The 13,206-nt window shown below is 42.8% G+C and carries 16 protein-coding genes and 1 other RNA gene; 6 read left to right on the top strand and 11 right to left on the bottom strand.

Annotation, left to right across the window (positions count from 1 at the left end):
* Positions 1-23: 23 nt before the first annotated feature.
* Together coaBC and slmA are read left to right on the top strand one after the other, a co-directional pair.
* The gene (gene coaBC / locus BIZ38_RS19250; protein WP_187491035.1) at positions 24-1,217 is read left to right on the top strand and encodes a bifunctional phosphopantothenoylcysteine decarboxylase/phosphopantothenate--cysteine ligase CoaBC; all 1,194 of its coding nucleotides are present in this window, start codon (positions 24-26) and stop codon (positions 1,215-1,217) included.
* A 112-nt stretch (positions 1,218-1,329) separates the two neighbouring features.
* Positions 1,330-1,917, top strand: a complete 588-nt coding sequence (slmA, locus tag BIZ38_RS19245; protein WP_054554189.1) for a nucleoid occlusion factor SlmA — start codon at positions 1,330-1,332, stop codon at positions 1,915-1,917.
* Positions 1,918-1,959: 42 nt separating this feature from the next.
* On the opposite strand, the gene BIZ38_RS19240 is transcribed toward slmA, so the two are convergent.
* The 3 genes from BIZ38_RS19240 to rsmI all read right to left on the bottom strand — a co-directional run bounded on the left by BIZ38_RS19240 (position 1,960) and on the right by rsmI (position 4,117).
* The gene (locus BIZ38_RS19240; protein WP_054554188.1) at positions 1,960-2,481 is read right to left on the bottom strand and encodes a hypothetical protein; all 522 of its coding nucleotides are present in this window, start codon (positions 2,479-2,481) and stop codon (positions 1,960-1,962) included.
* Positions 2,482-2,851: 370 nt separating this feature from the next.
* An RNA gene (gene rnpB, locus BIZ38_RS19235) (RNase P RNA component class A) lies at positions 2,852-3,217 on the bottom strand.
* 42 nt (positions 3,218-3,259) lie between these two features.
* Positions 3,260-4,117 carry a 16S rRNA (cytidine(1402)-2'-O)-methyltransferase gene (rsmI, locus tag BIZ38_RS19230; protein ID WP_187491034.1) on the bottom strand — a complete coding sequence of 286 codons (858 nt, stop codon included), beginning with the start codon at positions 4,115-4,117 and terminating at the stop codon, positions 3,260-3,262.
* A gap of 61 nt (positions 4,118-4,178) precedes the next feature.
* Between rsmI and BIZ38_RS19225 the strand changes: the two genes are divergently transcribed.
* The 4 genes from BIZ38_RS19225 to dolP are packed head-to-tail and all read left to right on the top strand — an operon-like array spanning position 4,179 to position 7,651.
* A complete protein-coding gene (locus tag BIZ38_RS19225) occupies positions 4,179-6,056 on the top strand; it encodes a penicillin-binding protein activator (protein ID WP_054554186.1) in 1,878 nt (625 codons plus the stop codon).
* Positions 6,057-6,093: 37 nt separating this feature from the next.
* Positions 6,094-6,465 carry a YraN family protein gene (locus BIZ38_RS19220; protein WP_138602020.1) on the top strand — a complete coding sequence of 124 codons (372 nt, stop codon included), beginning with the start codon at positions 6,094-6,096 and terminating at the stop codon, positions 6,463-6,465.
* Positions 6,466-6,497: 32 nt separating this feature from the next.
* A complete protein-coding gene (locus tag BIZ38_RS19215; protein WP_138602022.1) occupies positions 6,498-7,085 on the top strand; it encodes an SIS domain-containing protein in 588 nt (195 codons plus the stop codon).
* On the top strand, positions 7,085-7,651 hold the full coding sequence (gene dolP / locus BIZ38_RS19210) for a division/outer membrane stress-associated lipid-binding lipoprotein (RefSeq protein WP_187491033.1): 567 nt from the start codon (positions 7,085-7,087) through the stop codon (positions 7,649-7,651). The genes BIZ38_RS19215 and dolP overlap by 1 nt, the downstream gene beginning before the upstream one ends.
* Before the next feature lie 65 nt (positions 7,652-7,716).
* On the opposite strand, the gene BIZ38_RS19205 is transcribed toward dolP, so the two are convergent.
* The 8 genes from BIZ38_RS19205 to BIZ38_RS21690 form a co-directional block, all read right to left on the bottom strand.
* The gene (locus BIZ38_RS19205) at positions 7,717-8,157 is read right to left on the bottom strand and encodes a ClpXP protease specificity-enhancing factor (RefSeq protein ID WP_054554182.1); all 441 of its coding nucleotides are present in this window, start codon (positions 8,155-8,157) and stop codon (positions 7,717-7,719) included.
* Positions 8,157-8,783, bottom strand: coding sequence for a stringent starvation protein SspA (sspA, locus tag BIZ38_RS19200; RefSeq protein ID WP_054554181.1), 627 nt, complete (start codon positions 8,781-8,783; stop codon positions 8,157-8,159). Before sspA ends, BIZ38_RS19205 begins: the two co-directional genes overlap by 1 nt.
* 79 nt (positions 8,784-8,862) lie before the next feature.
* Positions 8,863-9,600: a cytochrome c1 gene (locus BIZ38_RS19195; RefSeq protein WP_054554180.1), complete on the bottom strand. Its 738-nt coding sequence runs from the start codon at positions 9,598-9,600 to the stop codon at positions 8,863-8,865.
* Entirely contained in the window at positions 9,597-10,862 is a 1,266-nt protein-coding gene (locus BIZ38_RS19190; protein ID WP_054554179.1) for a cytochrome b, read from the bottom strand. The genes BIZ38_RS19195 and BIZ38_RS19190 overlap by 4 nt, the downstream gene beginning before the upstream one ends.
* A complete protein-coding gene (gene petA / locus BIZ38_RS19185) occupies positions 10,862-11,452 on the bottom strand; it encodes a ubiquinol-cytochrome c reductase iron-sulfur subunit (RefSeq protein WP_054554178.1) in 591 nt (196 codons plus the stop codon). Before petA ends, BIZ38_RS19190 begins: the two co-directional genes overlap by 1 nt.
* Positions 11,453-11,968: 516 nt before the next feature.
* Positions 11,969-12,361, bottom strand: a complete 393-nt coding sequence (rpsI, locus tag BIZ38_RS19180) for a 30S ribosomal protein S9 (RefSeq protein ID WP_095209788.1) — start codon at positions 12,359-12,361, stop codon at positions 11,969-11,971.
* 8 nt (positions 12,362-12,369) lie between these two features.
* Positions 12,370-12,798: a 50S ribosomal protein L13 gene (gene rplM / locus BIZ38_RS19175; protein ID WP_054554177.1), complete on the bottom strand. Its 429-nt coding sequence runs from the start codon at positions 12,796-12,798 to the stop codon at positions 12,370-12,372.
* Between the two features lie 222 nt (positions 12,799-13,020).
* On the bottom strand, positions 13,021-13,206 hold a 186-nt coding region (locus tag BIZ38_RS21690), incomplete at its 5' end, for a hypothetical protein (protein ID WP_222938085.1).

The following is a 13,206-nucleotide window of genomic DNA, read 5'->3' as shown; positions in this document are numbered from 1 at the left end:
CGACAAAGGTTAAATTTCACGTAATGACAAAATCAGTAAATAAAAAAATCCTGTTAGGTATGAGTGGTGGTATTGCAGCCTATAAATGCGCAGAACTTGTTCGCCGTTTAAAAGATCAAGGCTGTGAAGTAAAAGTCGTCATGACCGACTCAGCCAAACACTTTATTACTCCTTTGACTATGCAAGCGGTAAGCGGTGAGATTGTTTCTGATTCATTACTCGACCCAGCAGCAGAAGCCGCAATGGGTCATATCGAATTTGCCAAATGGGCAGACCTTATTTTAGTCGCCCCTGCAACCAGTAATATTTTAGCGAAAATGGCCATGGGTATTGCAGATGACTTACTGACGACCCTACTACTGGCTACCCCTGCAAAAGTGGCGGTTGCACCTGCCATGAATCAACAAATGTATGCCCACCCTGCTACACAAGCAAACCTTGCCATACTTAACGAGCGTGGCGTGGCTATTTGGGGCCCAGGTAAAGGCGAGCAAGCCTGTGGTGATGTAGGCGCAGGACGCATGTTAGAGCCTCATGAGTTAGTCGCGCTTTGTACACAACCTGAAGTAGAGCCATTACTTGCAGGCAAAACCATCACGATTACTGCAGGACCAACCCGAGAAGCCCTCGACCCGGTTCGTTATATCTCTAACCACAGCTCAGGCAAAATGGGTTATGCCCTTGCAGAAGCTGCACTTGCGCTAGGTGCAAAGGTAAATCTGATTTCAGGCCCCGTAACAATTAAAGCACCTGCTAATGCCCTGCTTACTAATATAGAAAGTGCTGAGCAATTACTTACCGCCTCAATGGAACTGGCCGCGCAATCGGATGCTTTTATCGGCTGTGCAGCAGTGGCTGATTACCGTGCAGCTGCAATTCATGAGCAAAAGATGAAAAAGCAAGGTGATGAACTGACCCTCACTTTAGTTAAGAACCCAGATGTCATCGCTAATGTCGCTGCGCTTAGCGAAAACCGCCCTTATACCGTTGGCTTTGCGGCAGAAACTCAAGATGTTGCAAGCTATGCTCAAGGTAAATTAAAGAACAAAAACCTCGATATGATCTGCGCAAATGACGTATCAAAAGAAGGCCTTGGCTTTAATTCTGATCATAATGCTTTAACACTCTTCTGGCACAATGAGCAGCTAGATTTAGCAATGGGAAGTAAAAAAGATTTAGCCATGAGCGTAATGACTGAGCTTGCCAAGCGTTTGTAAAAATGCTGGAAAGAAACTGAATAAAACATTAACATAAGCCACTCATTTGCACAAAAAATGGCTTGTCTGACTCCCAACAGCGCAAGTAATAAATTATAAGAAAGGAATGGTCATGCCTGCGACAAAAAGAAGTAATCGCAAAGAGCAGATTCTGCAAGCACTCGCACAAATGTTAGAAACCAGCCCAGGTCAACGTATCACAACCGCAAAACTCGCGGCTGAGGTCGGTGTGTCTGAAGCTGCGTTATATCGTCATTTTCCGAGTAAAGCACGGATGTTTGAGGGCCTAATCGAGTTTATTGAAGATACCCTGTTATCACGCATTAACCTCATTTTAGAAAATGAGAAAGAAAGCCAAACACGTGTATACAATATTTTGCTGTTATTGTTAGCCTTCGCCGAGAAAAACCCGGGCATTACCCGCATTTTGACCGGTGATGCCTTACAAGGTGAGCAAGAGCGTTTACGTGAGCGTGTACAAGGCTTATTTGAAAAGCTAGAAACTCAGTTCAAGCAAGTGCTACGCGAGCGCAAACTGCGCGAAGGTAAAGCATTCCAGTCAGACGAAAGCACCCTAGCCAACTTCTTACTCGCCTATGTAGAAGGTAAGATGAACCAATTCGTGCGCAGCGACTTTAAAGCAAAACCCAGTGCACAATTTGAAAAGCAATGGCCAGAGTTACAAAAGATTTGGTTGTAGTTCAGGTTTTATTAGCTGGTAGTTAAACTACCAGCTTAATACCTACCTTATATACACTTGATTTGAAAAATATTTCTTTTTTGAGTTAGTTAATTGAATTTCGGCCTGGTTACCAACAAGCTGCAATAGTAAGCCCTGAGCAATTTCCCTTTCACCCAATTTCGATTTCACAACAACTTCTTTTCCTATTGCTCCTTGCAACCTCGGTTTAGGGAAACTCGCTTTAGTAACTGGTTTTAGCCCTTCATTTTCAACAAACAAATTTAGACAATGCTGCTTAGCGGCACTGATCCAGTCATCATGGGATTTAACAATATCAACGTTATTTAAAAAGTGTATCAACGCACTATTTCGACTACTAAATTCACTCGAAACATCGGCCATATTTTTAACTTGCGCCCATTTACGAATAACAACGTACTTGCCTTGCGTGAGTCTCGCTAAACTCGTCGATGCGCCCGTCATCCGGCTATACCATTCGATTCTATAACAAGAAGAACCCAAGCTATGAAGTAGAATAGTCGTATTGCCAAATTCCTTAGTACTGCCCTCAATAACACTCACTTTCAATCCTTTAAGCAAAAGTAAATCAGACTTAAAGGATATGAAGAACAAGCCGTTATGATAATGAGTGACTTTCTTAGTAAGCCTAAGAAATATTCCTAGATTGCAGAGAATGGTTAAACAACTTAAAGGGGTAATCGAGATTAAAGAGCAAAGAATGATGATTCATTTTGAATGTTGAGCGGAGTGGTTTTTCTTAATTACGTAAAGATATAGAAAGAAAAAAGCCCGTAGCATTCACTACGGGCTTTAATATGATTTGGTGAGTCAGCCAGTAAGCCGCTGTTTTGTATGCGCGGAGTGGATTTTCTAAATAACTTTAAACACCCAGAAAAAAGCCCACAGTTTTTACTGTGGGCTTTCTTTAAATTTGGTGAGTCAGCCAATAAGCCGGGTTCTGTCGTGGATAATCATTCGTCTAGGCCATAAATTGCTCTATGGCTCAAGCAACCTACCCGGTTCTCACGTGGGCCACGCGTTCATTATTTAAAATGATAGAACCCTATTTGGTCTTGCTCCGGGTGGAGTTTACCTTGCAACCAACTGTTACCAGTGGCCCGGTGCGCTCTTACCGCACCCTTTCACCCTTACCAACCGAAGTTGGCGGTCTCCTCTCTGCTGCACTTGTCGTAGGCTCGCGCCCCCCAGCCGTTAGCTGGCACCCTGCCCTGTGGAGCCCGGACTTTCCTCCCCCTGCGCATTTTCGTTGCAGGCAGCGATTATCTCGGCTGACTCGGCGCGCAGTATACCTGAGCGCGCACGTCTATGCAGTAAAGAATTAGCCTTTTTCGTCAATAATTGCTTTATAAAGTGCGTTTTTCTTCAAACCAAAATACTCAGCCACAACACCACAGGCTTTTTTCAGTGGCATTTCGGCTTCGAGTAAACCTAGCATGCGGCGCGCATCTTCTGGAATATCGTCACTTTGCTTTGCTTTACCCGGTAGCATCAGTACGATTTCACCACGCTGCTTAGTGGGATCATCCGTTAAGAACTGTTTTAGCTCGGCAACTGTGCCATTGAAAAAAGTTTCGAAAGTTTTGGTAAGTTCTTTGGCAAACACTACTGGCTGCTCTGCACCGAGAGCTGCTTCTAAATCATCAAGGCTCGCCATTATACGGTGGGTACTTTCATACAGGATGCTAGTAATACCTGAGTTTACCGCTTCGATAAAAAAGCTCTGCCTTGCTTTACTCTTTGCAGGTGTAAAACCAATAAACTGAAAACGATCTGTTGGTAAACCAGAACAACACACCGCGGTAATTGCAGCACATGCCCCCGGCACCGGCGTGACGTGCGCGCCTTGTTCACGGCATAAATTAACCACCGCATAACCTGGGTCGCTAATAAGTGGCGTGCCGGCGTCAGATACCAGCGCAATATTCATTCCTTGCTCTAACCAATCTACAATTTGTTGGGCTTTTTGTTTCTCATTATGGTCATGTAAAGCAAAGGTTTTTGCTTTGATATTAAAATGGCTTAACAACTTTCCTGTGTGACGAGTATCTTCAGCGGCTATTAAGTCAACCTCAGATAGAGTTTGGATGGCACGCTGGCTGATGTCATCAAAGTTACCAATAGGCGTGGCAACAATGTAAAGAGTGCCGATTTTATCTGAATTGTCCTCATTTAACATTGAGGTCTCCTGCGTCAGTCAGTAATATAAGCAAATCGCGTTAACGTATCGGGAAATCATTGTGCGACTTAAACTTGTTAGTCTATTAATTGTATTGTCAGGGTTATCGGCTTGTAGCACAACCGAAAAACCTCGAAATAGTGCAGAAAATCAATCGGGCCAATCGAGTATTGCCCTATCACAGCTAACCGACGCACAATCTATGTACCAAGCAGCGCTAAATCGTCAAGGCGCAGATAAAATACAGCTTTTATACACTGCGCGTGATGCGGCTATCAGTGAGGAGCGCTGGGCACTACTAGAAAAAGTCTGCCTTGAACTAGAAGCGACCCCAAGTGTAGACCAAATTCAAAACAAACTTTACATTGCTCTTGCACAAGAGCATCAAGGCAAAAGTGATTTAGCTTTAGCTCAGTTACAGCAGCTCGAGCCACAGTTAAGCCAGCCTGAACATCAAGCATGGCACCAATATTTAACTGCGCGTGTTTATGCATCGCAAGGCATGCCAAAACGAGCAATGCCTTTCTTTTTTAAAGCATCAACACTTAGCAGCGAAAACAATTTTATCGTTGCCAATCTAAACAAAGATTTATGGCAAAGCCTAACCCAGCTTTCATCGTACGCACTTGAGCGTTTTAATCGTGGCTCTGTGGTGCAACAAGGTTGGGTCAATTTAGCGCTCTATCACCAAGTGTATTTAGGTGCGCCTGTTGAGCTTCATCAAGCAATGAACAACTGGCTGCGTCGCTACCCGGGTCACCCAGCAGCTGAGGTGCTGCCTAAAAAGGTAACAGAGCTAGTACAAATTGAACCTTTAAATGTAAACCGCCTCGCAGTACTACTCCCTCAATCAGGCGCCAATGAGCGATTAGGTGATGCACTAAAAGCAGGTGTGCTTGCTGCCTTAGATGGAAAATCATTAGAACAAACATTATTTATTGATGAGTCGCTATCAGCCGCTGAAATTACACTTAAACTCAGCGAATTTAATGCTGATTTTGTTATCGGCCCTTTATTAAAAACTAATATCGAAAAGCTAACCAACGCTCAAACACTAGTTGATTACCCAGTGATGCATTTAAACACCTTTGATGGTGAGCGAATTTCACAACAGCACTTTTTCTTTGCTTTAAGTCCTGAACATGAAGTTCAGCAAGCGTTAGAACGATTTTTAACAGCGGGCTATCAAAAGCCGATGCTACTAGCGCCAAATAATAGTAACGGCCAACGCCTAGTTGAATACTTCAATACGCAGTGGCAACGCTACAGCGAAGTTAAACCGCAAATTGGGCTTTACTCTGGTAAAGACGACATGCCGAAAACAATCACTGGCTTACTTGAAGTAGACCAAAGCAAAGAGCGTATTAAAGTTGCCAAATCGTTATTCAAGCAAGAAGTTGAAAGTGAAACTCGCTCGCGCAGCGACATTGATGTGATTTATATTTTAGGTGATGCTACTGAAACGCGTTTAATCAAGCCCTATTTAGACGTAAACGTAAGTACTTTTGCTGAGCGTATTCCGCTTTATGCCAGCTCAAAAAGCCACAGTAAGCAAATCGATAGAACCGACAAAGGCGATTTAGATGGCCTTTATTTTACGGAACTACCTTGGATGCTTGATGGTCAAATTCAACAACACAATTTACGCCAGCAATACGAAAGTTTATGGCCAGAAAACGCAGATATAAGCCAGCGCTTATTTGCCATGGCATTCGATGCAGCCAGTATGCTAGGTGATGTGAAGCAATTAAGCATGGTGCAAGGTAAACGCTTTAGTGGTATCAGTGGTCAACTGAGCATTGCCAGCAATGGCTATGTTACGCGCACTTTAGATTGGGCACAGTACAAGAATAAACAAATTATTGCGGTTGATTTAGCGACTGAGCAACCAATTCCATTATTTATGCAATCTGCCTTTGGAATTAACGCTGCTGAATAATCTTTTTAAAACGTAGTAATAGCTCAAGGATGAAGCTATGTCTTGGTTTAAGCAATTATGGCAAAATAGCCGCGAAAAAGGCCTGTATTACGAAAAACAGGCTGAACAATATTTAATACAACATGGTTTAAAAGCCATTGAACGCAATTACTTATGTAAATACGGTGAGCTAGACCTAATAATGCGTGACGGGCAAACGCTGGTATTTGTAGAAGTAAAATTTAGAAAAAACGCCTTGCGTGGTGGCGCAAACTATGCGCTCAGCAAACAAAAGCAGCAACGATTAAGGCGCACGATTAGCCATTATCTTGCCGAGAAAAAAATCTCAAACCAGTCTATGCGAATAGATTATGTCGCTATAACAGGTGAGCTTAACAGCACCCTAAACTGGTTTAAAAATGTTTACTAACGCCGTTTGGCGTCGGCTTAATTTGGTAGGTTATGCAAGAAACGATAAAAAAAATCTTTACTGAAAATATTCAAGTTCAAATAGCGGCAGGTGAAGTACTGCCAAGCGCACTTGAATCAGCAGCATTCACCATTGCACAAAGCCTCATTAACGGCAATAAGCTGCTATGTTGTGGCACTCCTAGCTGTCATATGTTGGCACAGCACATGGCAGGGCTATTAATTAACTTTTATGAAACCGAGCGCCCTTGCCTACCCGCAGTTGCGCTTGCACAAGACCAAGTTAACTTAGGCGCAGCAGCCAATAACGATGAGCACGAAACCTTTGCACGACAAATTCGTGCATTTGCTCAGCAAGGCGACCTTTTATTAGCAATTGCAGTTAATGGTAATGAAAAGCAAATTATCTCAGCAGTTGAAGCGGCACTGACTCGTGATATGAAAGTGATTGTGCTTGTTGGTGATGACGGTGGTGAATTAGTTGGCTTACTTGGCCCAAATGACGTTGAAATTCGTGTGCCATCAAAGCGCCCAAGCCGTATCGTTGAGTCGCATTTAGTGAATTTGCACTGCCTCAGTGAACTTATCGATTTAACCTTATTCCCACAGGAAGAAAATTAATGTTTAAACAGTCTTTAATTGTTATTAGTACCGTTTTATTGCTGCAAGGCTGTGCAGCTGCCGTTGTCGCCGGTACAGCGGGCGCTGTAACTGCCGCGAATGATCGCCGCACAATCGGTTCACAAATCGACGATAACAACATCGAAATTAAAAGCTCTATCGCTATTAGCGAAAATGAGCGACTACATAAATTTGCCAACGTAAACGTTATCAGCGTCAATGGTATTGTGCTTATGATTGGCCAAGTTGCTAACACAGAAATGAAAGACGAAGCACAACGCGCTATTGAGGGCGTTGATGGCATTCGTAAAATCCACAACCAAATTCGCATTGGTTCAAATATTGGTATGAGTACGCAAACGCACGACTCTTGGTTAACTTCTAAAGTGAAAACGCAATTGCTCACCACAGAAAGCATCAGCAGCAATAACATCAAAGTAGTAACAGAGAATGGCGAAGTCTTTTTAATGGGCTTAGTGAGCGATTCTGAAGCGAATTTGGCGGTTGATGTAGCACGTAACGTATCAGGCGTTGAACGTGTTATTAAAGTGTTTGAATATCTGTAACGCTAAATAGTTAATTAATAATAAAAAACCCGCTAAATAGCGGGTTTTCTTTTGTCTGACTAAGGTTACTTAATCACTCGTAAGTGAGCACCTTTTTTCTTCTCTGGTTTAGCAGGTGGTTCATCATCTGGCGTAATATCGTCAGGTGTTTCAACACTTTCTAATACCGGAGCAAAATCGTCTTCGTCCTCGATGAATTCTTCTGCAGTAAATACAGTCCCTTCACCATTCTCACGTGCATAAATTGCGAGCACAGCACCCATAGGTACGTACACTTGCATTGGTTGGCCACCAAAGCGCGCATTAAAGCTAAGCTGTTGGTTGTCCATTGCAAATTGTGTTACCGCTGATGGGCTAATGTTCAAAACGATCTGACCGTCTTGCACAAACTGTGTTGGTACTTGTACAGCAGGAAAATCAGCGTTAACCACTAAGTGTGGTGTGCACTGATTATCAACAATCCAATCAAAGAAAGCGCGTAGTAAATAAGGACGATTAGGCGTCATTATAAACGGATCTCACGCTCTGCTTCAGTTAGTGAAGCTTGGAATGATTCACGCTCAAATAAACGCAACATGTATTCTTTAAGCTCTTTCGCGCCTGCACCATTAAGCTCAATGCCAAGCTCAGGTAAACGCCAAAGTAATGGTGCTAAGTAACAATCAACTAAGCTGAACTCTTCACTCATGAAGTAAGGTGCTTCAGAGAAGATTGGTGCAATTGCAAGTAACGCTTCTGTCAGCTCTTTACGTGCTTGCGCTGCTTCGCTGCTACCGCTAGTGATTTTGTTAGCTAGGCTATACCAATCCGTGTCGATACGATGCATCATCAGACGACTACGGCCACGCATAACCGGATAAACTGGCATTAGTGGAGGATGAGGGAAACGTTCATCAAGGTATTCCATGATGATGTTTGCCTGATATAAACCAAGCTCACGATCGATCAGTGTTGGTACTGTACCGTAAGGGTTAATCTCATGAAGTGCTTCTGGCAGGTTATCCTTTTCAGCCAGGTGAATGTCAACACTTACACCTTTTTCAGCAAGTACGATACGTACTTGATGGCTATACATACAGTTAGCACCAGAAAACAGGGTCATTACAGGGCGCTTATTGGCAGCTACGGCCATGCCTACCTCCATTATATTACAAAAACAGCAATAGGGGCTTAAGCCCCTATCACAAAACTACCTTTCAAAATGCCCAGGATTAGTGAACATCTCTCCAGTATTCTTTCTTCAGCATGAATGCCAAGATAAATAGAATCACTAGGAAACCAATTACCTTTAGACCTAACGCTTCTGACTCTAAACGTGACGGCTCGCCAACGTAAGCTAAGAAGTTAGTTAAGTCACGAGCAGCACGATCGTACTCGTCAACACTCATTTCACCAGAACCATCTGTCTCAACGCCAACAACTTTAGTCACTGTGTGACCATGTTCTTCCACTTCTTCAGTGATTGGTGTTGGTAAGCCTTGTAGTTCTTGAAGAACGTGTGGCATACCTACCGATGGGAAAACAACGTTGTTTACGCCAAACGGACGAGATTCATCTTTATAGAATGACTTCAGGTAAGTATAGATCCAGTCAGTACCACGAACTCGCGCTACAAGCGTAAGATCCGGTGGCGCTGCGCCAAACCATTTAGCTGCGTCATCTTTATCAATCGCATTTTTGATGTGGCTACCTACTTTTGAGCCATCAAAAATTAGTTGCTCTTGACCAATCTCAGTAGGAATACCGATATCGCGGAACGTACGCTCATAACGTTGATACTGCATTTGGTGACAACCAAGACAGTAGTTCATGAACAATTTAGCACCGCGCTGTAAAGATGCGTTATCTTTAAGGTCAATGTTCGCATCCATTAAAGGAACCGAAGGACCTGCTGCCATTGTCAACGATGGCAACAATGCGAATAAACCGATAATTAGCTTTTTCATCATTTCGTCAACCTCGTTGGTAATGGCTTAGTTTTCTCATTCTTGCTGTAAACAAATAACAATACGAAGAACATGAAGTATGTCACAGTCGTGATTTGCGATAACAGCGTTTTGAAATCAGTTTGTGGTGTAGCACCAACCCAACCCAAGATAACGAAAGTTACCACGAATTGTGCGATGTTTAACTTGTGTAAGCCACAACGATAACGAATAGAGCGAACCGAACCACGGTCAATCCAAGGTAGTAACGCAAGCACTACGATAGATGCACCCATCGCCACAACACCCATTAACTTGTTAGGGATTGCACGTAGGATTGCGTAGAATGGCGTAAAGTACCAAACTGGGAAAATGTGCTCTGGTGTTTTCAGCGGGTTAGCTGCTTCGAAGTTTGGCGCTTCTAAGAAGAAACCATTCATCGCAGGCATAAAGAATACAACCCAACAGAATAAGATTAAGAAACCAACCACACCCACAATATCTTTTACTGTGTAGTAAGGGTGGAACGGGATTGCATCAACAATGTCTTTCTTGTTGGTGTAATACTCGTGGAATTTGAATTTAGGCTTATCTTCTTCAGCTACAGTGCCTTTCTTACGCTTGATTTCAACACCATCTGGGTTGTTTGAACCCACTTCGTGTAGTGCAACAATGTGTAAGAATACTAAGATAACGATTACTAAAGGTAATGCAATTACGTGTAGTGCAAAGAAGCGGTTAAGCGTAGCACCAGAAATTACGTAGTCACCACGGATCCAAAGCGTTAAATCATCACCAATAACCGGAATCGCACCGAATAGTGAAATGATTACCTGTGCACCCCAGAAAGACATTTGTCCCCAAGGAAGTAAGTAACCCATGAAAGCTTCAGCCATAAGCGCTAAGAAGATGAACATACCGAATAACCACAGTAATTCACGTGGTTTTTGGTAAGAACCGTAGATCATGCCACGGAACATGTGCAGGTATACAACGATAAAGAACGCTGATGCACCTGTTGAGTGAAGGTAACGAAGTAACCAACCGTATTCAACATCACGCATGATGTATTCTACCGATGCGAAAGCACCTTCAGCAGATGGTACGAAGTTCATTGTTAACCAGATACCAGTTACGATTTGGTTAACAAGTACTAACATGGCTAGAGAGCCAAAGAAGTACCAGAAGTTAAAGTTTTTTGGTGCTGGATACTGTGCAATATGCATGTTCCAAACACGTGTCATTGGAATACGATCGTCGATCCAACCAATAATTTTACCAAACATTACGCCACTCCTTTTTCTTCACCGACTAGAATAGTCGTGTCATCAAGGAAGGTATACGGAGGAATTTCTAGATTTAATGGTGCAGGTACAGATTGGAATACACGACCAGCCATATCAAATTTAGAACCGTGACACGGACAGAAGAAACCGTCATCTGTGCCCTCTACTTTCTCACCAAAGCCACCTTGTAGGAAGCTAGGAGAACAACCTAAGTGCGTACAAATACCAACAGCAACGAAGATCTCAGGACGTTGCGAACGATATTCATTGGTTGATGATTCAGGTTGTTGAGGCTCTTCAGACGCAGGATCACGAAGTTGACCTTCATGTTCTTTCATCTGTTCAAGCATTCTTGGTGTACGATTAATAACCCAAACAGGTTTTCCTCGCCACTCAACACGTATTAATTGTCCTGGCTCAAGCTTGCTGATATCTACTTCTACAGGCGCACCCGCAGATTTAGCTCGCTCACTTGGATTCCAAGACGCAATAAAAGGAACAGCAGCCCCAGCCGCACCAACACCACCAACAACAGAGGTAGCTATGGTTAAAAAGCGACGTCGGCCATTGTCTACAGGCGCATTGCTCATCCACTTATCTCCACTATGATTCCCAACACTTGCCATATTGAGAACATCAGTTACAGCAGGTTAATTTTTAGAAATTTCAAAATAGACGCGATCATAATTAAAACCCTTGATTAAAACAAGGTTATTCACAGTCTCATGCTCGAATAAACCCTATTTAATGAATTATTAATTTAGGTTAGCTCGAGTATGAAGCCGCTGGTTATGATAACGCATATAAAAAAACAATATACTGACCAAGATCAACCTCACTAAGAGGAAACAGAATTCTGCATTAGCTGTTGTTGAACTCACTCACATTACTTGCCCCCCAATTGTAGCAAAAAATTTCATCAATTAACTGATGGATTTAAGCTAATTTTGCTAAATCTTGAAGTTTTTTTACTGTAATACGCACTAATTATTAACAGCGGTTAAATATCGAACGAAAAAAGGTAGGTTTTTGTACTTCAGCTATCAGCTCCAAAAACAAAAAACCCAGCCGGAGCTGGGTTTTTGGTATTCTGATAAACGTAAATATTAACGTTTTGAGAATTGTGGACGCTTACGTGCTTTCTTAAGACCCACTTTCTTACGCTCAACTTTACGTGCATCACGTGTAACGAAACCTGCTTTACGAAGTGTAGGACGTAGAGACTCGTCAAACTCCATAAGTGCACGAGTGATACCGTGACGGATAGCACCAGCTTGACCAGTTGTACCACCACCTGAAACAGTGATGTGTAGGTCAAACTTTTCAGTCATTTCTACGTGCTCTAATGCTTGACGAACAACCATGCGAGCAGTCTCACGACCGAAGTACTCTTCTAGAGAGCGCTTGTTGATTACGATGTTACCAGTGCCTGGGCGTAAGAATACGCGAGCACTTGAACTTTTACGACGACCTGTACCGTAGTATTGATTTGCCATGATAGTGCTCCTTAAATGTCTAGAACCTGAGGCTGTTGTGCAGCATGGTTGTGCTCAGTACCTGAGTAAACTTTAAGTTTACGGTACATTGCGCGGCCTAAAGGACCACGTGGCAACATGCCTTTAACAGCTTTTTCGATGATCATTTCAGGCTTTGCAGCTTGAAGCTTGTCGAAAGTAGTAGACTTAAGACCACCTGGGAAACCAGTGTGTGCGTGGTACATTTTGTCTTTTGCTTTATTACCAGTAACAGTAACTTTCTCAGCGTTGATAACGATGATGTAATCACCAGTATCTACGTGAGGAGTGTATTCAGCTTTATGCTTACCGCGTAGGCGACGAGCGATTTCAGTAGCGATGCGACCTAAAGTTTTACCTTCAGCGTCAACTACGTACCAGTCACGTTTTACTGTTTCTGGCTTAGCAACAAACGTTTTCATTTATTAAAATCCAATGTTTTTTAATTAAAACCACAGGTAATTATTATTAATTACCGCTCTAAGTTGAATGCTTTAACCCCTTCGAGTTTAAGACTTTGAGCCATCAATTAGAGGCTAAACTAATATCTGGCAATAGAACGCAACGTGGCAGACGCGGGAGTATACCAGCACTTGAACCACATTGCTATATGATGGTTGTTTTTTATTCGAGAAAATCGGCTATCAGCTAAGTGCGCGCGAAATAAATTTCACGCCTACATCAATCGTAGGCGTCACGCTTGCTTGGCGCGCCTTACATTCAACACCGTTCTGATCTGACTCCATAAAAGTAGACACCTTTTTGGAGTCAGTAATCATGAAAGTAAAGTCACAGCGTAGATATTCCCTCGAATTTAAAATAAAAGTCGT

It is taken from the genome of Pseudoalteromonas sp. BZK2, assembly GCF_014349195.1.
In the GTDB taxonomy this organism is placed as follows: Bacteria; Pseudomonadota; Gammaproteobacteria; order Enterobacterales; family Alteromonadaceae; genus Pseudoalteromonas; species Pseudoalteromonas simplex.
The sequence above is the reverse complement of the archived record's forward strand: the minus strand, read 5'-3'. Positions and strand labels throughout refer to the sequence as shown.

What these genes read in the sequence shown, in the direction of transcription:
- sspA (WP_054554181.1), bottom strand. Translation starts at nt 8,783, where the DNA reads ATGGCCGTAGCTGCCAATAAGCGCCCTGTAATGACCCTGTTTTCTGGT.
- rplM (WP_054554177.1), bottom strand. Translation starts at nt 12,798, where the DNA reads ATGAAAACGTTTGTTGCTAAGCCAGAAACAGTAAAACGTGACTGGTAC.
- coaBC (WP_187491035.1), top strand. Translation starts at nt 24, where the DNA reads ATGACAAAATCAGTAAATAAAAAAATCCTGTTAGGTATGAGTGGTGGT.
- rsmI (WP_187491034.1), bottom strand. Translation starts at nt 4,117, where the DNA reads ATGTTAAATGAGGACAATTCAGATAAAATCGGCACTCTTTACATTGTT.
- BIZ38_RS19205 (WP_054554182.1), bottom strand. Translation starts at nt 8,157, where the DNA reads ATGACGCCTAATCGTCCTTATTTACTACGCGCTTTCTTTGATTGGATT.
- BIZ38_RS19195 (WP_054554180.1), bottom strand. Translation starts at nt 9,600, where the DNA reads ATGATGAAAAAGCTAATTATCGGTTTATTCGCATTGTTGCCATCGTTG.
- dolP (WP_187491033.1), top strand. Translation starts at nt 7,085, where the DNA reads ATGTTTAAACAGTCTTTAATTGTTATTAGTACCGTTTTATTGCTGCAA.
- BIZ38_RS19190 (WP_054554179.1), bottom strand. Translation starts at nt 10,862, where the DNA reads ATGTTTGGTAAAATTATTGGTTGGATCGACGATCGTATTCCAATGACA.
- BIZ38_RS19215 (WP_138602022.1), top strand. Translation starts at nt 6,498, where the DNA reads ATGCAAGAAACGATAAAAAAAATCTTTACTGAAAATATTCAAGTTCAA.
- BIZ38_RS19220 (WP_138602020.1), top strand. Translation starts at nt 6,094, where the DNA reads ATGTCTTGGTTTAAGCAATTATGGCAAAATAGCCGCGAAAAAGGCCTG.
- petA (WP_054554178.1), bottom strand. Translation starts at nt 11,452, where the DNA reads ATGAGCAATGCGCCTGTAGACAATGGCCGACGTCGCTTTTTAACCATA.
- slmA (WP_054554189.1), top strand. Translation starts at nt 1,330, where the DNA reads ATGCCTGCGACAAAAAGAAGTAATCGCAAAGAGCAGATTCTGCAAGCA.